Origin of the sequence: Wolbachia endosymbiont (group A) of Scambus nigricans (genome assembly GCF_947251485.1) — a bacterium.
Lineage (GTDB): Bacteria > Pseudomonadota > Alphaproteobacteria > Rickettsiales > Anaplasmataceae > Wolbachia > Wolbachia pipientis.
Genome location: NZ_OX366356.1, coordinates 410831 through 430993, shown reverse-complemented (window position 1 = coordinate 430993; position 20163 = coordinate 410831). Strand labels below are relative to the sequence as shown.

Annotated in this window: 24 protein-coding genes, 1 tRNA gene, 1 other RNA gene and 2 pseudogenes; 20 read left to right on the top strand and 8 right to left on the bottom strand. The window is 34.9% G+C overall.

Going from position 1 to position 20163, the window contains the following annotated elements:
• Positions 1-248 precede the first annotated feature (248 nt).
• From metK to rplU, 4 genes are all read right to left on the bottom strand, one after another.
• Positions 249-1421, bottom strand: coding sequence for a methionine adenosyltransferase (gene metK / locus OPR46_RS02430; RefSeq protein WP_151807781.1), 1173 nt, complete (start codon positions 1419-1421; stop codon positions 249-251).
• Positions 1422-1478: 57 nt separating this feature from the next.
• Positions 1479-1555 (bottom strand) — tRNA-Ile (locus OPR46_RS02425).
• A 9-nt stretch (positions 1556-1564) separates the two neighbouring features.
• On the bottom strand, positions 1565-1834 hold the full coding sequence (rpmA, locus tag OPR46_RS02420) for a 50S ribosomal protein L27 (protein ID WP_006279564.1): 270 nt from the start codon (positions 1832-1834) through the stop codon (positions 1565-1567).
• Positions 1835-1844: 10 nt separating this feature from the next.
• The gene (gene rplU / locus OPR46_RS02415; protein ID WP_265043843.1) at positions 1845-2147 is read right to left on the bottom strand and encodes a 50S ribosomal protein L21; all 303 of its coding nucleotides are present in this window, start codon (positions 2145-2147) and stop codon (positions 1845-1847) included.
• A 283-nt stretch (positions 2148-2430) separates the two neighbouring features.
• On the opposite strand from rplU, the gene OPR46_RS06870 reads away from it, so the two are divergent.
• Positions 2431-2616: a hypothetical protein gene (locus OPR46_RS06870; RefSeq protein WP_265043842.1), complete on the top strand. Its 186-nt coding sequence runs from the start codon at positions 2431-2433 to the stop codon at positions 2614-2616.
• 642 nt (positions 2617-3258) lie between these two features.
• On the opposite strand, the gene glmU is transcribed toward OPR46_RS06870, so the two are convergent.
• Positions 3259-4551, bottom strand: a complete 1293-nt coding sequence (gene glmU / locus OPR46_RS02405; RefSeq protein ID WP_265043841.1) for a bifunctional UDP-N-acetylglucosamine diphosphorylase/glucosamine-1-phosphate N-acetyltransferase GlmU — start codon at positions 4549-4551, stop codon at positions 3259-3261.
• A complete protein-coding gene (pheS, locus tag OPR46_RS02400) occupies positions 4552-5595 on the bottom strand; it encodes a phenylalanine--tRNA ligase subunit alpha (protein WP_265043840.1) in 1044 nt (347 codons plus the stop codon).
• 146 nt (positions 5596-5741) lie between these two features.
• Here pheS and OPR46_RS06555 point away from each other — a divergent pair.
• From OPR46_RS06555 to ispG, 16 genes and pseudogenes are all read left to right on the top strand, one after another.
• Positions 5742-7441 (top strand): annotated as a pseudogene (locus OPR46_RS06555) (hypothetical protein).
• Positions 7442-7508: 67 nt separating this feature from the next.
• Positions 7509-8105, top strand: coding sequence for a riboflavin synthase (locus OPR46_RS02380; protein WP_265043833.1), 597 nt, complete (start codon positions 7509-7511; stop codon positions 8103-8105).
• A gap of 57 nt (positions 8106-8162) precedes the next feature.
• On the top strand, positions 8163-8753 hold the full coding sequence (locus OPR46_RS02375) for a CvpA family protein (protein ID WP_015588828.1): 591 nt from the start codon (positions 8163-8165) through the stop codon (positions 8751-8753).
• A 124-nt stretch (positions 8754-8877) separates the two neighbouring features.
• Positions 8878-9207: a transfer-messenger RNA gene (gene ssrA / locus OPR46_RS02370) on the top strand.
• Between the two features lie 23 nt (positions 9208-9230).
• Positions 9231-9668 carry a ClpXP protease specificity-enhancing factor SspB gene (locus OPR46_RS02365; RefSeq protein WP_006279412.1) on the top strand — a complete coding sequence of 146 codons (438 nt, stop codon included), beginning with the start codon at positions 9231-9233 and terminating at the stop codon, positions 9666-9668.
• A gap of 200 nt (positions 9669-9868) precedes the next feature.
• Positions 9869-10087, top strand: a complete 219-nt coding sequence (locus OPR46_RS02360; protein ID WP_006279413.1) for a hypothetical protein — start codon at positions 9869-9871, stop codon at positions 10085-10087.
• Positions 10068-10361: a type II toxin-antitoxin system RelE family toxin gene (locus OPR46_RS02355; RefSeq protein ID WP_320109363.1), complete on the top strand. Its 294-nt coding sequence runs from the start codon at positions 10068-10070 to the stop codon at positions 10359-10361. The genes OPR46_RS02360 and OPR46_RS02355 overlap by 20 nt, the downstream gene beginning before the upstream one ends.
• A 102-nt stretch (positions 10362-10463) precedes the next feature.
• Complete coding sequence (locus OPR46_RS02350) at positions 10464-10685, top strand: hypothetical protein (RefSeq protein ID WP_095742622.1); 222 nt, start codon at positions 10464-10466, stop codon at positions 10683-10685.
• A 43-nt stretch (positions 10686-10728) separates the two neighbouring features.
• On the top strand, positions 10729-10977 hold the full coding sequence (locus OPR46_RS02345) for a type II toxin-antitoxin system RelE family toxin (protein WP_265021295.1): 249 nt from the start codon (positions 10729-10731) through the stop codon (positions 10975-10977).
• Positions 10978-11060: 83 nt separating this feature from the next.
• The gene (locus OPR46_RS02340) at positions 11061-11282 is read left to right on the top strand and encodes a hypothetical protein (RefSeq protein ID WP_320109362.1); all 222 of its coding nucleotides are present in this window, start codon (positions 11061-11063) and stop codon (positions 11280-11282) included.
• Entirely contained in the window at positions 11273-11506 is a 234-nt protein-coding gene (locus OPR46_RS02335; protein WP_265043829.1) for a type II toxin-antitoxin system RelE family toxin, read from the top strand. Before OPR46_RS02340 ends, OPR46_RS02335 begins: the two co-directional genes overlap by 10 nt.
• Positions 11507-11823: 317 nt before the next feature.
• Complete coding sequence (locus tag OPR46_RS02330) at positions 11824-12102, top strand: YggT family protein (protein WP_006279515.1); 279 nt, start codon at positions 11824-11826, stop codon at positions 12100-12102.
• The gene (locus tag OPR46_RS02325) at positions 12103-14229 is read left to right on the top strand and encodes an FtsK/SpoIIIE family DNA translocase (protein WP_265043828.1); all 2127 of its coding nucleotides are present in this window, start codon (positions 12103-12105) and stop codon (positions 14227-14229) included.
• Between the two features lie 154 nt (positions 14230-14383).
• Positions 14384-14902 (top strand): hypothetical protein, encoded by a 519-nt coding sequence (locus tag OPR46_RS02320; RefSeq protein ID WP_265043826.1) that lies wholly within the window; start codon positions 14384-14386, stop codon positions 14900-14902.
• 214 nt (positions 14903-15116) lie between these two features.
• Positions 15117-15737 carry a TRP75-related protein gene (locus OPR46_RS02315; protein WP_265043824.1) on the top strand — a complete coding sequence of 207 codons (621 nt, stop codon included), beginning with the start codon at positions 15117-15119 and terminating at the stop codon, positions 15735-15737.
• 16 nt (positions 15738-15753) lie between these two features.
• Positions 15754-17034, top strand: coding sequence for a flavodoxin-dependent (E)-4-hydroxy-3-methylbut-2-enyl-diphosphate synthase (gene ispG, locus OPR46_RS02310; RefSeq protein WP_265043822.1), 1281 nt, complete (start codon positions 15754-15756; stop codon positions 17032-17034).
• Positions 17035-17266: 232 nt separating this feature from the next.
• On the opposite strand, the gene OPR46_RS02305 is transcribed toward ispG, so the two are convergent.
• Both OPR46_RS02305 and OPR46_RS02300 read right to left on the bottom strand, forming a co-directional pair.
• Positions 17267-17836: a transposase gene (locus OPR46_RS02305; protein ID WP_406833324.1), complete on the bottom strand. Its 570-nt coding sequence runs from the start codon at positions 17834-17836 to the stop codon at positions 17267-17269.
• 37 nt (positions 17837-17873) lie between these two features.
• Positions 17874-18176 (bottom strand): transposase, encoded by a 303-nt coding sequence (locus OPR46_RS02300; protein WP_151807816.1) that lies wholly within the window; start codon positions 18174-18176, stop codon positions 17874-17876.
• Between the two features lie 194 nt (positions 18177-18370).
• Between OPR46_RS02300 and OPR46_RS02295 the strand changes: the two genes are divergently transcribed.
• The 3 genes and pseudogenes from OPR46_RS02295 (at position 18371) to OPR46_RS02285 (ending at position 20071) form a co-directional block, all read left to right on the top strand.
• The gene (locus tag OPR46_RS02295; RefSeq protein WP_264723744.1) at positions 18371-18646 is read left to right on the top strand and encodes an HNH endonuclease signature motif containing protein; all 276 of its coding nucleotides are present in this window, start codon (positions 18371-18373) and stop codon (positions 18644-18646) included.
• Between the two features lie 95 nt (positions 18647-18741).
• A pseudogene (locus tag OPR46_RS02290) lies at positions 18742-19053 on the top strand (nuclease/transposase family protein); the annotation flags it as partial.
• Between the two features lie 7 nt (positions 19054-19060).
• A complete protein-coding gene (locus OPR46_RS02285; protein ID WP_265043819.1) occupies positions 19061-20071 on the top strand; it encodes an Mrp/NBP35 family ATP-binding protein in 1011 nt (336 codons plus the stop codon).
• Positions 20072-20163: the final 92 nt, after the last annotated feature.

The window sequence follows — 20163 nt, the reverse complement described above, 5'->3', positions numbered from 1 at the left end:
TTTAATGTTGAATTGATAAATATAGCTCTTTTTACAATAATCCGAACAGACCGTAATATGCTACTGGCCTGCTATAGCCATAAACACATATCTTATCGCATTCGGACTATTATAAGAAAGGCTATATAAGCCTCACAATAAAAATTGAATATAAAAATTATTACTAATGTAGTATAATTATTATGAAAAAGCGTGCTATGCTTTAACAATAAGCTAGTATATAAATATGGGGCTGTAAATCAAAAATTTTAGCAATCTAAAGAAATTTTACTATTACCTTCTATATTGAATTCTCTACAAAGATCAGCAGATAAGTCCATGTTTTCCCAAGAAAATCCACCGTCCCTTTCCGACTGTTTACCAAAATGTCCATAACAGGCTGTACGTTTATATATAGGATGATTAAGCGATAAATGCTTGATTATGCCTTTTGTTGATAAATCTATATTATTCTCGATAAACTTTTTAATTACTCTTTCCTCTACCTTATTCGCACCAAATGTATCAATATAGAATGAAGTAGGTTTTGATACACCAATTGCATAAGAAAGCTGCACAAGACAACGTTCAGCCAAACCTGCAAAGACAATATTTTTAGCAAGATATCTTGCCATATAAGCCGCAGATCTATCAACTTTGGTTGCATCTTTTCCGGAAAACGCTCCTCCACCGTGTGGAATATAACCTCCATAAGTATCAACCATAATTTTTCGTCCGGTCAATCCACAATCACTAACCGGTCCACCAATAACAAATCTACCAGTTGGATTGACTAAGAGATTTTCCTCAGGACACATCCATCCTTCAGGTAAAGATGAAACTATGTAAGGGTAAATTATTTCTTTTACTTTTGATTGATCCAAATCCTCAGGGTGCTGTATTGAGACAATAATACTTTCAGCACGTACCGGGAGGTTATTCTCATATGCCAAAGTGATTTGTGACTTTGCATCTGGACCAAGTTTTGCTTCTTTAACTGCGCTCATGATATTTTTCAGAATCGAGTGTGCATAAAAAATGGGTGCCGGCATAAGGTTTTCTGTCTCTGTTGTTGCATAGCCATACATTATGCCCTGATCTCCAGCACCTTGATCCAACCCTATTGCAATGTCATTTGATTGCTCATGCAGCAATATATTTACTTTCACTTTTCTCCAGTGGAACCCATCGTGCTTGTAACCAATATCTTTTATTGTATTCCGTACAATACTTTCAATCCTGCTATTTTTGATGTTAGGCCCAAACACTTCCCCAGCTATAATAACGTTATCTTTGGTGACTAAAGTCTCTATTGCAGCTCGCGCAAAAGGATCAGTAAAAAGGTACTCATCAAGTATTGCATCTGAAATTTGATCTGCTACTTTATCTGGATGACCAGCCGCCACTGATTCACTGGTTACTAAATTTTTATATAAACTCATGTTTTTGCTTATACAATATCAAAACCGCTATAGAAAACACAGTTAGTAACTACTAAATGGTGGGTCTGGGAAGAGTTGAACCTCCGACCTCACGCTTATCAGGCGTGCGCTCTAACCACCTGAGCTACAGACCCATGATTTATTCAAGCTGAAGCTTTCATATTATCTGTAGGCACGATATCAATAAAAGTCTTTTTATTTGCTGACCTTCTAAAGCTGACCCAGCCTTCTATTTTAGCAAAAATCGTATGATCTTTACCTATACCAACATTCTTTCCAGGATGGAATTTTGTGCCTCTTTGGCGCACAATTATGTTACCAGGAATAACCTTCCCATTCTTCTTTATTCCTAACCTACGACCCGCTGAATCTCTACCATTACATGAACTACCACCTGATTTTTTAGTTGCCATATCTTACCTCTTACTTTTGAAGACTAATTTCATTTATACGAAGAACAGTTATATACTGCCTATGACCAGTTTTCCTACGGTAATTTTTTCTTCTTTTCTTCTTAAAGATTATAATTTTTTTCCCCCTGCACTGCTCCAACACTTCAGCTTTAACAGTAGCATTAGATGAATAAGATAAGCCATTATTTGAAATACAAATCACCTTATTGATTTCCACCTCTTTTTTTTCTTCAGCTTCTAACTTCTCTACCTTTATTATACTACCTTCTTTTACTAAATATTGCTTTCCACCAGTCTCAATTACTGCAAACATGATAAATATAAATTATTGTTATTAGCTTTAATCGTAAACGATGTCATATACGCTGTCAATATAAATAAAAAGCATGACTTAACGTTCTTTTTGAGCTACTAAAATACTTCTATCTGTTTTCATCTTTTATCTACCTTTTCTCAGACAGTAGACTTCTTGCATAACCTAAGCAGAAAAAAGGCAAATAGTTATTATAGCTCTAAGTTTACCGACACCGTCATGCAAGTAGCCCCTTCTCCTGTCATCCGAGTAGCTTGACACTGGTTTACCTTATGATGATGTCATGAAAGTAGCTGACACTGGTTTCCATCCAAGACGGCAGCGCCTCCTTCTTCTGTCATCCCAGTGCCCAGACACTGGGATCCAGGAAAGTTTGCTTGTGAGCAAGCAAACTAGCATAGAAAGTGGTTACAACATTTTCGATGAGATTATATGGAAAACTGGATCCCAGTGTCAAGCACTGGAATGACATCATAGAGGCGCTGGAATGACATCATAGGGGCTCGGGTGACGAAAAAAGGAGCACTGGAATTACACCTTCCTGCCCAATTCATGTTGCTATAAACATTAAGAAATTTACCAAGCGAAAAAAAAGGCAAAAGAAGCCCCGTGGTTATTGTCCGCTTTAAAATATTGGCGTTTTTTATGTTTTAAACGCTTGACAAGGGAAATTCAGCTGCTTTTAATTGCAACTAACCTACGCTGCAAATGTTTAAGAAATTTACTAAGCAGAAAAAAAGACAAAGAATCCCCGAGTTAGCTAGTCTTTTACTATCTCTGTCGAGTATTGGCATTTTTTGATGTCTTGTAACGCTTTATAAGCGCGTTCAGCTTATTTAGATAAAAATCTAGATGTAGATGAAGTTTTGTAAAGACATACAGTATCTATATACTGCAAAAAATTAAACATAAGACGCCGATACATTAAGTAATCCTTACCTTTTAATCTGCAGATTGGCGAAAGCAAATACAATAGCTTCACTGCCGTGATAAAGGGGCTGGCGGAGTTTGTCAAGGAAGTTTTTTCGTTTCTATTCCCAATAAAAGTTTGTTATATGGTTATGCAAGAAGTCTAATATTAAAAATGACACAACAACATAATTAAATTAGACTACTTTATTCTCTTAGTTACTTGCTTTTCTCTTGCTATTGCAAGGCTTTTTTCTGGTACATTCTCAACTATAACACTACCTGCTGCAATTACAGATTCATCATGAATATTAAGCGGCGCAATTAGTGAGCTATTGGCGCCAACAAAGCAATTGCTCCCTATATTCGTTTCATGTTTATTTTTCCCATCATAATTACAAACAATAGTGCCTGCTCCTATATTACTCTCCTGCCCTACTTTAGCATTTCCTATATAACTTAAGTGTTTTATTCTAGTGTTTTGACCAACTTCACTTGTTTTCACTTCCACAAAATTTCCTATTTTTGCCTTATTACCAATTGTTGTGTTTCCCCGTATTCTGGTAAATGGACCGACCTCAGCATTACTTTTAATTAAGCAGTTTTCTAAATGCGAAAATGGCAGTATTTTCGCACCAGACTCTATTTTCACTCCAGTACCGAAAAAAACATATGGGTAAATCACTGAATCTCTGGCAATTTGCGTATCAAGAGAAAAGAAAACAGTCTCTGGTGCAACAAGCGTTACTCCGGAGTCGGTAAAAATTTTTCTTTTATTTTCTTGAAAGTAAAACTCAGCTTTTATAAGGTCATTTCTGTTATTTATTCCCGTTGCTTCTTCTCCACCGGTAATAACGTAACCGACATTTAAATTACTCTTCACTGCAATGGAAACTATATCGGTCAAGTAATATTCATGAGTTGAGCTATTGCACTCTATTTTCTCCACCAATTCACGTAAATTCTTTGCACATGCAACCATTATTCCAGCATTTGCAAGAAATTCTTCATGATTATTTTTATCACTCTTTGCTTCTACGATTTCTCTTAAGGAACCATTCTCAATAATTAACCTACCGTATTCTTTATTGCTTGTCCTAAAACCTAGGCAAACTAGAGCCTTGCCTTCTAAGCAACTAACCATTTTAGTTATTGTGCTGCTTTTTATGAGCGGAGTATCTCCATACTGCACAACAACTATGTTCGAATCTGGCAATTCTTTCAGGTTTCTCATCGCAGTTTTGACTGCATCTCCCGTGCCGAGTGTTGATTCTTGTGTAATTAACTGTATATCCTCAAAGCACTTTAGTCTTTCAATTAAAGGCAGATCAACTACAACAGCTATGTTTTCAGGATTTAACTGTTTTGCATTGTAAATGACATGCTGGAGCATGGAAAAATTGCCTATTTTGTGCAGGACCTTAGGCAAATCTGAATTCATCCGCCTGCCATGCCCTGCAGCAAGTATAACGAACGTATGAGTTTTACTTATCACTTATCTTAAAGATGAAAAATGAAAACCGTAATGATCAAGCCAGCTGATTTTGTTGTCATAAAAGCTCCTCAGGTCGCTAATTTGATATTTTAGCATTGCAAGCCTTTCTATACCAATGCCAAACGCAAAACCGTTGTATTTAGTATGGTCTATTCCAACATTTTGAAATACATTTGGATGCGTCATACCGCATCCCAGTACTTCTATCCATTTACTACCTTTATAACTTATGTCCACTTCCGCAGAAGGCTCGGTAAAAGGGAAAAAACTATTACGAAAACGTATCTTCAGCCCTTTATTGCCAAAGAACTTATTAAGGAAGTGATGAATAGTAAATTTTAACTGGCCCATATTGACATTCTCATCGACATATAACCCCTCTATTTGATGGAACATAGGGGTGTGAGTTGCATCAAAGTCGTTTCTGTATACTCTACCTGCGGCTACTATTTTAATTGGGAATTTTTTTGTTTTTTCCATGGTTCTAATCTGTACAGATGAGGTGTGAGTGCGCAGTACCATTCTTTTATCATCTATTTTATTCTTTAAGTAGAAGGTATCTTGCTCCTCTCGTGCAGGATGATGACTTGGAGTATTCAGTGCATCAAATACATGAAATTCATCTTCAATGTCAGGGCCATCAACTGCCTTAAAACCCATATGTGCAAAAATAAGCTTTACTTCATTTAGAACCTTACTGAGTGGATGGACCTTGCCAATTTTTTCTGGCCTCGCAGGCAACGTGATATCAACTGCCTCGTTCTGCAATTTAAAGTTAACTTCTTCGGCTTTTAGTATATTCTCCTTATTCATTATAAGCTGATCTAGCTTATTACGTAAAACGTTGATGACTTCGCCTAAATTGCGCTTTTTTCCTGCGTCTTCTATCTCTTTTAAGTTGTCAAAATAAGCTTTAATTACACCCTTTTTTCCCAAATATGATAGCCTAACTTTTTCTAAATCTTGTAAAGAAGAAGCATTCTCAATTTCGGAAACTGCTTTATCTTCAAGTGAAAGTATGTCATCTAATAACTCTTTATTCATCTTAAAAACGCTGGCTTAAACTTTCATTATAGTGAAATTTTAAATATCATCAACAATCCGAAAAATTGCCCTATTCTGATTATTAATTTATTGACTAATTAATCTTTTTCATTTACCTTTGCGTTGATGAATTTGCTGTATCAACTATGCACAACAGTAACACTGAAACTAAGAATAAGTATAAAATAGAGGATTTACCTAAGCTCTTTAAGGAAAAATCCAGAAACATAAGTAAAGCATTTTCTAGCGAAACAATTAAGATCAGTGCTATTCGCTCGAGAAGTATTGAAAGCAATATACAAAAATTTTCATTTGAGCTAACAGCAACAGATAAAGACACCTTTAATATAAGATTATTTCGAATAAACCCTTTAATTGATTTTTTCAAAATCTGCCTTTCCCGGGAAAAAAAATTTACAGCCAACATAAAAGTGCCCAAAGAAAGCAGTGAACTATATAATAACTACTGTAAAACTAACAGTTATAAAACTGTAGAAGAATTCGTAAATAGTGCTCCGCCTCAAATCCTTCTGCAGGGCACAACGATAACGCTACAAACAGACGTTGAAAACATTAACCTGGACAACTTGTACCAAATCGAGTTATTTCTAAATGAAAAGCTACAACATGCAGAAAAAACTGAAAATGAAGACAAAAAAGAACAGAGTGAAACTAACCAAAAAAATGCACAAAATAAACAAATCGTACCAGTTACAGTCCTGTTTGGCTATAATTTAACAAGTAGTAAAAAGCAAGTGATGCGGGTTCCAATAGTTGTTGCTGCAATACGTGACAATTTTTTTTGGTTTGGATCTTCTTTTCGGCTATCCAATTTTTTTAATACAATACAATTCTTCTTTCAACAGCCACCAAAACTGTCCATACGAAACCAGAGGGCTTTGACTTACCATCCAACACTTCAAGAGACAAAACAGGACAAGGTAACACAAAAAGATGGAATCGACGAAAGAAGAATAGAAGACGTCACAATGCTTATTTCTGATTTCGGTCAAACTACTTCGCACACAGAGTATTTTAAGGCTAACAGAAAAAAGAAGTCAAAAAAGCAGACCAAAGAACTATCAGAGAAAGAAAAACCATTAGCCATAAAACAAGCACAAAATGATGCTAGAGTAGCTATGATAGATAACCAAATTGAGCACAGGGGAAAAACTCGATAAAATATTTATTGAAGTGATGAGTGGATACAAAAATCAAGATCCAGAAACATTTTGCAATATTTTCAGCTCAGTATTCAATATTGTTTACTTTCAAGATAAACAATTACATGCAATATTAGAGCCAGGCGAAATATCAGAAGTATTACAGATACTCGAAAGGCCACAACCTCTTAGTAACTCACTTTTAGGTAAAGAATATTTACAAAAACAAGTATATAGAAAAAAAAGAGCAATTGCTTAAATTAGTTTCAGGTGTTTATATACAACAACCTTCTCCACAACATGAAAATACTCCTCATAAATCTACAAACCCTTTACCAATTAAAGATCTTTCACCAGCAACAAATGAAGCTAAAACTCTACCACCTACTAACATTACACTCAAATCACCGTTAAAAACTGTATTTTCCTCAAAAAAGGCTTATTTTTGTCTATTTATAATAGTAGCATCTGCATCAACACTTTGCTTATGGCATTTTCCATTAGGAAAAGTGTCAATGTTAAAAGGATTAGTGCCACCAGAAAAAAGGGAAAGTATTGGGTTAGCATTGAACATAGGGTTGCCAATATTAATCGCGCTGTGTATTTTGAATTTAGCTCGCTTTATATATTCTGAATATTCTATAGAATCTATTGAACAGAACAAATCTCCTTCTCGTATTTAAACTTACCCAAAATGTAAACAAGTTGTCCTAAGAGATCTTTCATGGTAAAATTATTTATTTTCACCATATGTTTAAAGGAATTATCACGGATATCGGGACTATAACTGATACTACCACTCACTCCAACTCTGATCAAATTTTCCATATCAAGACACAAAATTTATCCTCTATAAATAAAGGAGATTCAATAGCTTGCTCTGGTGTGTGTTTAACTGTTGTTGATATAATGAGCGATATATTTACAGTCCAAGCATCTCAAGAAACTATGAAGGTTGCTAACTTAAATACGTTGAGAATAGGAAAAAAAATAAATCTCGAACAAGCAATGAGATTAAGCGATAAGATCGATGGCCACCTGGTTCAGGGTCATGTTGATGGGATAGTAAAATTTTTAACAATTAATCAAAATTTAGATTCTCATGAAATCAAACTATCGTGCCCACAAGAATTAATTAAATTTGTTGCAAAAAAAAGCTCCGTTACACTAGATGGGGTTTCCCTCACAGTGAATTCAGTTATTAATCAGGAATTTACAGTAAATATCACTCCCTATACATGGGAAAATACAACTTTTCAGTACAACAAAGTAAATGATTATTTGAATTTAGAAATTGACATGATCGCTAGGTATTTAGATCAATTGATGCAGCATAAATACAATTAATTTTACAACCTTGTTATTTACAACTATTATATCTTGAAAACCATATAGATATAAAACATGCTTTTCGATAGCCTAATTATCTTCATTGTTGTTCTATGCGTAATAATCTCGGTAACTAGAGGCTTTATAAAAGAGCTATGCGCACTAATGTTTCTATTTTTATCGGTCTTTCTGACAGCTAATCACTATGATTTTTTCACTCCAAATTATAGTAAATATTTTGATTCTAAAGTTACACTAAACATACTTTCTACAATCTCTGTATTTATTATACTTAATCTTATATTCATGATAATAAATAACTGGCTAATGTACATATTATTACCCATAAGGTTGGGGTTTATCGATAGAGTTACTGGAATCTTTCTCGGAGTGCTTAAAGGAATATTGCTCTCTTATGTATTATTTTTTGCTGTGCACTTATATTGCTACACAGTATATGACAAAAAAGAGGGAGAGTATAAAATAGAAGCAGAAGACATATTGCCTAATTGGATAATAAATTCACACTCTTATCAGGCTTTATTTGTGACAGCAGAAGAAGTAATTGACATGTATGTACCAGAGTCGTTGATACTAAAAATAAAAGAGATCGGTGGAGAAATGGTTGATCAAGAAAAACCTAAAAACAATAAAAAAGAAGAGTAAATATTTATTTATAAATATTTTCATTGGGAGTATTCAAAAAGCCATATGTGTCAGGTTAAGAGCACAGAATTTTTTACTGGAAATATTAATTTTGTTTTAGCAATAAATCAACTTAAGGTCATAATATCTTGACATTTATTTAATGTTGCTATATAATAGCTATGTACATTTTGTGTACTATAGCAATAAAATTACCTTGTAATAGGTGTATTGGACCCGAGGGCAGTGCTCGGCGCCTCCACCATGTTTTTTAATTATACGGGGGCGATTAAGGATCGACATGCATAGTAAAGATGGTAGCTTTGCTCGGTTAGACACCACCGCTAAGAGTTCATAATTTAAATGCAAACGATAATTTTGCTGCTGAAGAATATCGTGTTGCTGCTTAATTTAGCACAACCGGTTTATTACTAAAGCACGGTTTAGGGAACGCCGGGTAACAGAAGTTCCCCCAAAATTTACGTATGTGAAAGTTATATGGAGCAAACAGATTACAAAAAACTGCTCAATTCTGCTAAGTTTCAAGTTATCAAAAAGACTTTAGATGTTATATCAGGTAATGGTTTTATCCCTCACTTAGAAATATTATTTTTCACATATTTTAATGGTGTGACCATGCCAGATCGTTTGAAAAAGTCATACCCTACTCAAATGCTTATTATATTACAGCATCAATTCTATGATTTAAAAGTTTCTGAGGATAAATTTAGCGTCAGTTTGAGTTTTCAAGGAAAACAAGAGCGAATTACTATACCGTTTTTTGCTATTAGTGAGTTTCGTGATAAAATTTCAGGAGATGTTTTAATATTTGACAAAATCAGTATCGACTCTGATAAAGAATACAAAAGTGAAAAATGTACTGAAAAACTATCAAACGGTAGTATTATATCCATAGATCAACTGCGTGATGAGTAACTGCTCATCTTTATAAACAAAAAATATTAATAGAAAAAAGTGGTCTAACTTAAGCAATAGAATAGAGGGTAGATAAATATGCTAAATCTTTAATTATTTATTAACGCAGGTGGCAAAATTTTTCTTACATATCATCAACTTCCTTTATTGAAAAATTCAGAAAAATGTTGTATAATTATTAGTAGACTTTGGTAAAACATATGACAGATTCAGGAATTAGTATAACTTTTGACCCAAAAACTTCACATAATCTTACTAAGTTAGCTGAAATCACCAAGGAATCCGTTCAAGAACTAGCAAAAAGGTTAGTCATCGAAGGAATCGAGTGCGAAGTAGAAGATATTGCGTTATATAAAACTATTAAGGAATGTGAGGATGTAGACTGGAACACAGTACTATCTGAAAGGGAGAGGACATAAACTGAAATACGATATTGTCTACTCAAAAAACTTTACTGAAAGAGATTTTCTAAATCTTCCAAAAACAATAAGATCAAGGATTACAAAAGCGATAAACGAGCGGCTTACAACTGATCCAATTAAATTTGGTAAACCATTACGTGGCAGGCTAAAAGGGTATAGAAGAACAAGGGTTAGTGATTATCGAATTATTTATACTGTAAATATTGCAAAACATAAGGTGTTTGTTGCTACAGCAGGACATAGAGACACCATTTATGAGAAGGCTACTTGATAAACATTAAATATATTTTTATACAGCCCTCCTTCCTTTCTTTATTGAAAAATTAAAAAAAATGTTGTAAAATAGCTATAGTAGTAGACTTTGGTAAAACTTATGGTAAATTCAAAAGTTAGTGTAACTTTCAACCCAGAAACTTCGCAGCATCTTGTTGAACTAGCTAGAGCCACCAAGCAGTCTGTTCAAAAATTAACAGAAAAGCTAGTCAAGGAAGCAATCGAACTTGAAGCGGAAGATATTGCATTTTCCAAAATTATTAGGGAGTTAAATTCTGATGATGCAGAAGAAGTAGAGGATAGTGAAGACATCTGGAAATAAGCAATACACCATTAAATATCTAAAGCATGTTCTTAAAAGAAATTTGTCTTCCTTGCCGGAAGATGTAAAGCCAAGTATTAAAGATGCAATAAAAGAGTATCTTGAGACTGATCCTATTGGTAACGGTGTGTTGCTACGCAAGAGATTAAAGGAACATAGAAGAATAAAAGTTGCTGATGATTATCGTATTGTCTACCGTGTAAATACTGCAAAACGTATAGTAATTATTGTTTCAATAGGACACAGGGACAATATTTACAAGCAGGCAATATTGGACCTACTGAAACATTAAATATATTTTTATACACCACTCCTTTCTTTATTGAAAAATTAAAAAAAATGTTGTATAATTATTAGTGGACTTTGGTAAAACATATGGCAAATTCAGGCATTAACATAGCTCTTAGCGAAGAAACTTTAAAGCATCTTGCTGAATTATCTGAATTTACTAAACAGCCCGTTCAAGAATTAGCAGGAAAACTATTTAGAGAAGCAGTTGAGCTTGAAATGGAGGATTTTTTAGTATCTAAAATTTCTGGTGAGCGTGATGTTGAAGGTGCAGAAACAGTTGATTTTGAAGATATTAAGTGGGATTAGAGCGTTACAAGGTTAAGTCTCTAAAGAGTGTTGTTGAAAAAGATTTACCAAACCTTCCAAAGACAATAAGGCTAAGAGTTCAAAAGGCTATAAAAGAACGTCTTACAGTTGACCCAATAAATTTTGGTGAACCACTACATCATAACTTAAAAGGACGTAGAAGGCTAAGAGTTGGTGACTATCGTGTAATTTACAGAGTAAATCAATTAGATCATATAGTATAGCCTTTCTTATAATAGTCCGAATGCGATAAGATATGTGTTTATGGATATAGCAGGCCAGTAGCATATTACGGTCTGTTCGGATTATTGTAAAAAGAGCTATAACTATCACAGAGATAGGACATAGAGTTGATATTTATAAGAAATAAATATCAACATTAATATATATTATACACTCCTCCTTCCTTGTCCATTCTCTACTTTAGGTGGCTTTGCGCAGCTCAAAAAATGAAGTTTTTTTTGGTTCAGCAAAAACAACATTTTGAGTTTGAAAAGGCTAAATACTTGTCTTTTATATAACTTTCGTGTAATAGATATGTATGCATCCAATCATATATCTACTCAATACGTTACTTGATCTTTATAGCTTCATTCTAATATGTTGGGTTGTCCTAAACTGGCTGGTTAAACTTAATATGGTGAACATATATAATGAAACTGTCAGTAGCATAATGCACATCTTGAACCAATTGACATATCCACCACTAAAGATTATTAGAAGATATATACCACCGTTCAACGGATTAGATTTATCTATAATGATATTGCTAATAACAATTCACTTTGTAAAATATACAGTAGCTTACTACTTTAGGTAGATGTTAAAAAAATGTCTAAAATCAGCAATATATCTATCCCTTTTAATATATATATATATATATATATCTATATCAGTTTTTAGCTATAACTATAAAGATCCTTCCTTAAACACGGCTACAAATGAGGAAGTGACAAATTTAGGTGGAATAGTAGGTTCATATTTAGCTGATATATTGGTTCAATTTCTCGGATTAACTAGTGTTACAATAGCTACAACCATAGTTTACTTGTTGATCTTCAGGCCAGCAAAAAGGCTGCTGAAAATTCTCTGTTTAATATTAATCAATTTAGGGATATGTGCTATATTACCACAACTTTCGCTAGGCGTCATTGCAAGGTACAGACACAGTGGAATAATAGGGAATGTACTCGTTAATCACTGTCCGTTTTATGTATTTGTGATAGTAACATCAATAGGTCTTGTAGGATTGGTTGGTTGGAAGAGAACAACTTACTCTATATTTTTCCTATTCAAAAAAATAGCTTGCTTATTTGTAAATGTTCTATTCTTCAGATCACGTAAAACTGCTGAATATTCAGTTGCACCATTAGTAGTAGAAGAAAAACATAAAGCTCAAGTCACTACTAGACAGCAACCAAGAAAAAGACAGACTGAAGAAATTTTTAAACCTTCCAGTGAGTTCGAGTTTCCAAGTATCCATTTACTTTCTAAAGCAGAAGAGTCTTTGCAGAGAAAGCAGCTGAATGAGATGGAGAGCAATAAAAATTTATCTCTGCTGGAACAAGTCCTGAGTGATTTTGGCGTGCAAGGAAAAATTATCAGTGTATGCTATGGGCCGGTTGTGACTTTATACAAACTTGAACCACAAGCTGGTACGAAATCTGCAAGAGTAATTGGCCTTGCAGATGACATTGCACGTTCGATGAGTGCACTCTCTGCACGTATTTCAATAATTCGTGGGCAAAATGCTATGGGAATAGAGTTGCCGAACAAGGAACGGGAAATTGTAATGCTGCGTGATTTGCTTGAATCACCAGAATACCAAAATGCAAACTTAAATCTTCCAATTGCGCTTGGCAAAGAAATAAGTGGAAAACCAGTTATTGCAGATCTAACTAAAATGCCTCACTTGCTCGTTGCTGGAACCACAGGGTCTGGTAAATCAGTTGCGATTAACACTATGGTTCTTTCACTCGTTTATCGATTAAGTCCTGACGAATGCAAGATGATAATGATCGACCCCAAAATGCTTGAGCTTTCAATATATGATGCAATACCACATCTAATAACGCCAGTAGTAACAGAGCCAAAAAAGGCTGTAGTCGCTCTTAAGTGGATCGTGAAAGAAATGGAAAACCGCTATCGCATGATGTCGTATTTGAATGTACGCAATGTCATAAACTATAATCAAAAAATCACAGAAGCGATGAATAGTGGAATAGAATTGGAGCGCGTTGTGCAGATTGGCTTTAACTCAACAACAGGCAAACCTTTGTTTGAAAAAATACCAATCAAGATGGAAACATTTCCATATATTGTAGTGATCGTGGATGAAATGGCAGATTTGATGCTTGTTGCCGGCAAAGAAATAGAGTGCTCTATTCAACGCTTAGCTCAGATGGCTCGTGCTGCAGGAATACACATCATAATGGCAACACAACGCCCATCTGTGGATGTGATCACAGGTGTGATAAAGGCGAACTTTCCAACGAGAATCAGTTTTGCTGTTACTTCTAAGATAGATAGCCGTACAATACTTGGCGAACAAGGGGCTGAACAATTGCTCGGCATGGGTGACATGCTCTATATGGCCTCTGGTGGTAAGATCATTCGAGTTCACGGCCCATTTGTAAGTGATAATGAGGTGCAAGATATAGTTGATCATCTGAAAATGCAAGGTGAGCCAAACTACATGGAGGAAATCACTAAAGAAGATGAAAATTCTTCTACAGAGTCACACGATGAAACGGAGGATGAAGAAAATGACCTCTATAACCAAGCAGTGGCCATCATTCAAAGAGATCAAAAAGTTTCAACCAGTTACATTCAAAGGCAGCTTAGAATAGGCTATAACAGAGCAGCAAACATCGTTGAAAGAATGGAAAAGGAAGGTATTGTCAGCGCTCCAAATTACTCAGGGAAAAGAGAGATATTGGTTGAATAACAATCTTGTAATACCTTAATTTAAGTTTCCGCACTTTCAAAAAGCAAGTCAAACAAAATTATTAAAAGGTCAATACATAATGACAGTTAATTTAATAATAATTTAAACATTGGGAATGTAAAATTATAATATATTAATTAACTAGGGGGTTAAAATGGTAAAAGGAATTTTGTGCAATTGGTTAGGTGTAACAGAATTGCAAGAAAGTCAAAAAATCGATGCTGAGCAGTTTGAAAAAGTTTTTGGTGCATTAAAAGAATGGCAAGAAGCTCAAAAGATAGATGCTAAACAGTTTGAAGAGGTATTTAGTGCATTAAAAGAATGGCAAGAAGCTCAAAAGATAGATGCTGAGCAGTTTGAAAAAGTTTTTAGTGCATTAAAAGACAAGATTGGTACTGAGCAGTTTCAAGGTATGCAAGAGCACTTAAACGGCCTGCAAAAAAAAGTGGAAACACTTGCAGAGGCAGTAGCAGATCAAGAAAAAACACTACTAATTTGTACCATAGCCACTGCTGTTGCCGTAATAGCGATAACTAGTTTTGTTGCATTCTGTATCTATCAGGGAGTTAAGTGTGAAAGGGAGAAAGAAAAGAACTTGTCTAAAGATACACCAGACGCAAAACTTAATAATGTAGATGCTAACGATGGTACTAAAAAACTACGGATGACTTAAAAGTTGACAAACATATAGCTGCATAACACTTTTCTTGAAAAGGTGTTACGCAACTTGTAACATCTTCCTCTTCTCTTAGCCTATGTAGATTTTTTGATAGTAAACATATCACTTTTTAGAAAAATATTTGTATTGTAAAGTTAGTAAAGATTCTGGTTTACTTAAAGTTTGTTAATTGCTATCTTTTAAAACACGATATTTACTATAGCACCATATGCTTAGGATTTTTTCTAAAGTTTTGTTTATATTAATGTTTTTGGTTTCTAGCTTTTTTACTGTGCATAGTGCTGGAGCTAAATCTAAGCTCAGTAAGAGATACATACCTCCTGGTAACCCTGGTGGTGCAAACTTTCATACAGATGAGGATTTTGCTGAGTCATATAAACTGTATGAGAAGCGTAGGGAATTGCTCAAGAAAAAAAAGTCACAAGATCGAGCTATAAATAAAGAAGATCTAATCAAAAAATTAAAAGAGAAAAAAATTGCTAGTCTTGATAATGAGCCAAATGACATGGAAGCGTGCATAGTCGACGATGAAGAGAGCGCTATGATAAATCAGCATGGTATTAATATCGCACGTTTAAAGGGTGCTGTATTTATAGATCAAGAGCCAGTTTCTCAGTATGAAAGTAAGCAGCATGAAAGTGAACAACAAGAAGGGAAGAAAGTTACTTCAACACGAGAAAAGAAAGTTTCTCCTATAAATATCACTGTAAAAGAAACTCCTTCAAGAAGAACGTGCTCACATGATTCTATTGCTAATTTGGATAACGTAGATGCTTATAGTTTGAATGGTTCAAGTTCGTTTGGCAGCGTAGCTGACACAGTAAAATAGTATCACAATTAATAATATGCTAGATACAGACCTGATATTGAATGACGATGCATGTGAATTATCGCCAATTTCCAGGCACAAAACTCATGTTGTAGAAGTTGGAAAAGTAAAGATAGGCGGAAATAATCCTGTAGTTGTACAATCTATGGCGCTTGGTGTGCATATAGATTCTGATAATATAAAAAGTAGCGCAAAACATTATGCAAAAGAGATAACAGAACTAGCGCGTACAGGTTCAGAATTGGTGCGAATTGCCTTGAACTCAGAGGAGGTAGCAAGAGCAATACCTTATATGGTAGAAGAGATAAATAAAGAAGGTTTTGACGGTAAAATATTGGTAGGCTGCGGTCAATATGAGCTAGATAAATTAGTTCAAGATTATCCAGACAACATCAAAATGCTGGGTAAAATTAGAATCAATCCAGGCAATATAGGCTTTGGCGACAAACGTGATGAGAAGTTTGAAAGGGTGATAGAGTATGCAATAATGCACGATCTTCCGGTTAGAATTGGGGTAAATTGGGGTAGTCTTGATAAATACCTTTTGCAAAAATTAATGGATGAAAACTCTTCGCTTAGTAATTCAAGGCCTTCTGATGTTATACTGCGCAAAGCACTTGTAATGTCTGCTCTTGATAGTGCAAAAAAAGCTGAAGGAATTGGTCTAAATTCAAACAAAATAATCATTTCATGTAAAGTTAGCAAAGTGCAAGATTTAATTCTAGTTTATATGGCACTTGCAAAATCTTCCAATTATGCGCTGCATTTGGGTTTAACTGAGGCTGGTATGGGCAATAAAGGTGTGGTAAATACCGCAGCAGGGCTTACTTATTTATTGCAAAATGGCATTGGAGATACAATACGGGCTTCTTTGACTCAACGTCCTGGTGAATCGCGTACTAATGAAGTGGTGGTGTGTCAGGAAATATTGCAGTCTATAGGCTTGCGATACTTTAACCCTCAGGTTAATTCATGTCCTGGTTGTGGGCGCACGAGCAGCGATCGTTTTCGTATATTAACTGAAGAAGTGAATGGCTATATAAAAACTCATATGCCGATGTGGAAGAAAAAAAATCCAGGTGTAGAGCATATGAACATTGCTGTTATGGGATGCATAGTAAATGGTCCTGGAGAAAGCAAACACGCAAATTTGGGAATCAGCTTACCTGGATATGGAGAAAAACCTGTTTCAGCAGTCTACAAAAACGGCAAATATTTCAAAACTTTACAAGGTGATAATGTCTCTGAAGAATTTAAGGCAATTATTGATAATTATGTGAAGAAGCATTACACGTAACCTTTCACGGTTAATTAATAGATAAATCGCAAATAAAAAAGAAAATTAAACCTTGTTTTTCTTTTTTCGTTGGGAATGTTCAAAAAAGCATACGCGTCAAGTTAAGAGATTGTGAGCAAATTTAGAGAGGTTATAGCCTTTCTTGTAATAGTCCGAATGCGATAAGATATGTGTTTATGGCTATAGCAGGCCAGTAGCATATTACGGTCTGTTCGGATTATTGTAAAAAGAGCTATAAAGTGGATACTCTAGCCCTTCTACGTTTGTCTTTTAATGAAAATCGCGACCAAGTTATAGTGAGTTTTTTAAGAAATTCTTTTAAACTATTAATTTTGGTTAATACTAAAAATAACTTTCTAACCCGCCTTTTTAGCTCAATAAATGCCTTTGTTAAGCTAAGTTCTGTATTCTTTTTCACTTCTGTGCAACCAACTATGCCGTGAAATATAAGAATTGCGCACAATTTAGCATATAGTTCACATAATACTCTGCATGGCTTTCCTTTTAGCTTATCAAGCCTGATATGGCTTTTATACAATTTAAATAATAACTCAATTTGCCACCTTACTCTGTAAATCGTTAATACTTGCTCAGCACTAATTTTATTTTCTGGAACATTAGTTATAAATATTGACCAGTTCAACAATTTTTGATTTCTTTTAGAGGATGTATATCCCTGCGATCTTGCTAATCTATTAGCTTTCCTTCTTCTGGCCATAGACTGTTCTTCAGTTATAGCCTTTCTTATAATAGTCCGAATGCGATAAGATATGTGTTTATGGCTATAGCAGGCCAGTAGCATATTACGGTCTGTTCGGATTATTGTAAAAAGAGCTATACTATATAAAAAAATATTTTACTCTTTTTGACTGGCCAGGGCTTTTTTTTAAATGTCTCTTTCCCTTGTTACTCTTGCTTTGTAAATCAAACCTCTCTTTGTCATAAGGAGCCATGTTACCTCTACCTGGAAATGCATTTGCCGCTGACTTTTTTTCGTTATATTTCTTCATCCATTTTCCTAATACACTATCCCTTATTCCTAGATCTCTTGCTACTTTTGCAACTGGTTGACCTACCTTTCTTTGTTCATTTGCCAGCTTAACAGCTTCCAATTTGAATTCTGCCGTATATTCTCTTACCATTTCTAATCCTCCAAAATTTTATTTTACCCGAAAAAACTCCTTTCTTTCTCTCCACTTTTTCTGGGTAAGGGCAGTCTTTAGGCACCCAAACAAAGGGAAATGCTGGATAAAAAGAAAATACTTTAAAAAATATAATAACGATAACTGGCGTTTTATGACAAGTAACAAGATACATCTTATTACACACAGCAATCATGTTATTAAACAAAGTGCAAAAAACCAGATCTCCATATGATGGTGATTGGGTTTATTGGGGTAAACGTCTGAGAAAAATACCAGATAAGCCATTAAGAGTAATAAAACTATTGAAGTTACAACAAAGTAAATGTGATAATTGTAGACTATGGTTTAAAAGTGATGATATAATAGAAATACATCACAAAGACCGGAATAGACGAAACAACATGATCAAAAACTTATCTTTGTTACATGGACATTGTCACGATGAATTACACAGGAGGTGTGCATGACAAGCACCAAATTAGAGAGAAGCCGTATGAGGCGCAAAGTCTCACGTACGGTTTTGAAGTCGAGTGAGGAGGGGCGACCTTCTTCACTTAGACAACAGTATGCAGATGAAACTACGGAAGAAGACTTAAGGAAAATAGCAGAAAAAGCACCAATAATAAAGTTAGCCTACGATGAATCAGACAGGTTTAGCTGGAATGAAAAAGATTTAGTAGCATATGAAGAAAGAATAATGGATCTGCGGAAAGAAGAAGGCATCCTCGCTAAAAAACTTGATGAGGGAAAGATTGAAGGAAAGATTGAAGTAGCAAAAAACCTACTTAAAGCTGACATCTCTATTGATATTATCTCTCAGACAACCGGCCTTCCTCAAGCTGAGATTAAACGACTTCAGGAAGAAATCACCTAAAAGGCTAATGATCAACGAAGAAATTGTAAGAGAGAACTTAAAAAAAGTCATAGAGCAAAAAAGCGGTAAAGATGTGATCGCTCTTGGCATAATATCCTCAATCATTATTAAAGGCTGGGACATTGGTTTTGCGCTTGAAGTTGCCGGTGACACGCAAGCAAACGAAGAATTAAGAAGAAATTGTGAGCAAGCTGTTAAAGCTATACCGGGGGTGACAAAAGTGACCGTGGTTGCTACTTGTCAAAAACAAACTGGGCAACAAAAAGCTAAATTACATATCGAAGGAGTGAAAAATATAATTATTGTGGCCTCTGGTAAAGGAGGCGTAGGTAAATCCACAGTTGCGCTAAATCTTGCTCTCTCATTAGCAAAGTTAAAACACAAAGTTGCTCTGGTTGATGCAGATATATATGGTCCTTCAATTCCTAAAATGCTTAGCACTGAAAAATTAAAGCCAGAAATACAGGGTGGAAAAGCAATACCTATAGAAAGGTATGGACTGCATACTATTTCAATCGGCTATTTTGTTGACAAGGATCGTGCAGCAATATGGCGCGGACCTATGATCACAAAAGCACTTTATAATCTGCTCATGGGAACAAAATGGTCCGATATAGAGTATTTGATAGTTGATACACCACCTGGAACTGGCGATGTGCATTTAAGTCTTATGGAAAACTTTAACTTAACCGGGGCGATAATAGTTTCAACTCCACAGGAGCTCTCTTTAATCGATGCTCGCAAAATTTATGATATGCTTAAGAAGCTCAGTATACCGATTATTGGCATTGTGGAAAATATGAGTTATTTCATTCAAAATGACTCAGAAATATACATATTTGGAAAAGACGGCGCAAAAAGAATGTCTGAGGAGCTGAGCATCAAACTCCTAGGCAGGATTCCTCTGGATCCACAAATATGTCATGCTTCTGATTGTGGAAATCCTTTAATGCTAAGTGAAGATTTGGCAGAGATTTATGAAGACATTGCTAAAGATGTTATAGCTAAAGTGGCTTAGGTTTACCTACAATTTGAAAAACCGTCATTCCGCTACTAGTTAGCGGAATTTATACCGCGAATGAATCCACAACTGTACGAACATTGTCTACC

Excerpts from the sequence above, each read along its gene's own strand:
- OPR46_RS02315 (WP_265043824.1), top strand. The coding sequence starts at position 15,117 with ATGCTTAGGATTTTTTCTAAAGTTTTGTTTATATTAATGTTTTTGGTT.
- ispG (WP_265043822.1), top strand. The coding sequence starts at position 15,754 with ATGCTAGATACAGACCTGATATTGAATGACGATGCATGTGAATTATCG.
- OPR46_RS02340 (WP_320109362.1), top strand. The coding sequence starts at position 11,061 with ATGGCAAATTCAGGCATTAACATAGCTCTTAGCGAAGAAACTTTAAAG.
- OPR46_RS02325 (WP_265043828.1), top strand. The coding sequence starts at position 12,103 with ATGTTAAAAAAATGTCTAAAATCAGCAATATATCTATCCCTTTTAATA.
- OPR46_RS02300 (WP_151807816.1), bottom strand. The coding sequence starts at position 18,176 with ATGGTAAGAGAATATACGGCAGAATTCAAATTGGAAGCTGTTAAGCTG.
- OPR46_RS02375 (WP_015588828.1), top strand. The coding sequence starts at position 8,163 with ATGCTTTTCGATAGCCTAATTATCTTCATTGTTGTTCTATGCGTAATA.
- metK (WP_151807781.1), bottom strand. The coding sequence starts at position 1,421 with ATGAGTTTATATAAAAATTTAGTAACCAGTGAATCAGTGGCGGCTGGT.
- OPR46_RS02365 (WP_006279412.1), top strand. The coding sequence starts at position 9,231 with ATGGAGCAAACAGATTACAAAAAACTGCTCAATTCTGCTAAGTTTCAA.
- OPR46_RS02330 (WP_006279515.1), top strand. The coding sequence starts at position 11,824 with ATGCATCCAATCATATATCTACTCAATACGTTACTTGATCTTTATAGC.
- OPR46_RS02350 (WP_095742622.1), top strand. The coding sequence starts at position 10,464 with ATGGTAAATTCAAAAGTTAGTGTAACTTTCAACCCAGAAACTTCGCAG.
- pheS (WP_265043840.1), bottom strand. The coding sequence starts at position 5,595 with ATGAATAAAGAGTTATTAGATGACATACTTTCACTTGAAGATAAAGCA.
- OPR46_RS02360 (WP_006279413.1), top strand. The coding sequence starts at position 9,869 with ATGACAGATTCAGGAATTAGTATAACTTTTGACCCAAAAACTTCACAT.
- rplU (WP_265043843.1), bottom strand. The coding sequence starts at position 2,147 with ATGTTTGCAGTAATTGAGACTGGTGGAAAGCAATATTTAGTAAAAGAA.
- OPR46_RS06870 (WP_265043842.1), top strand. The coding sequence starts at position 2,431 with ATGAAAGTAGCTGACACTGGTTTCCATCCAAGACGGCAGCGCCTCCTT.
- rpmA (WP_006279564.1), bottom strand. The coding sequence starts at position 1,834 with ATGGCAACTAAAAAATCAGGTGGTAGTTCATGTAATGGTAGAGATTCA.
- OPR46_RS02305 (WP_406833324.1), bottom strand. The coding sequence starts at position 17,836 with ATGCTACTGGCCTGCTATAGCCATAAACACATATCTTATCGCATTCGG.
- OPR46_RS02320 (WP_265043826.1), top strand. The coding sequence starts at position 14,384 with ATGGTAAAAGGAATTTTGTGCAATTGGTTAGGTGTAACAGAATTGCAA.
- OPR46_RS02285 (WP_265043819.1), top strand. The coding sequence starts at position 19,061 with ATGATCAACGAAGAAATTGTAAGAGAGAACTTAAAAAAAGTCATAGAG.
- OPR46_RS02380 (WP_265043833.1), top strand. The coding sequence starts at position 7,509 with ATGTTTAAAGGAATTATCACGGATATCGGGACTATAACTGATACTACC.
- OPR46_RS02295 (WP_264723744.1), top strand. The coding sequence starts at position 18,371 with ATGTTATTAAACAAAGTGCAAAAAACCAGATCTCCATATGATGGTGAT.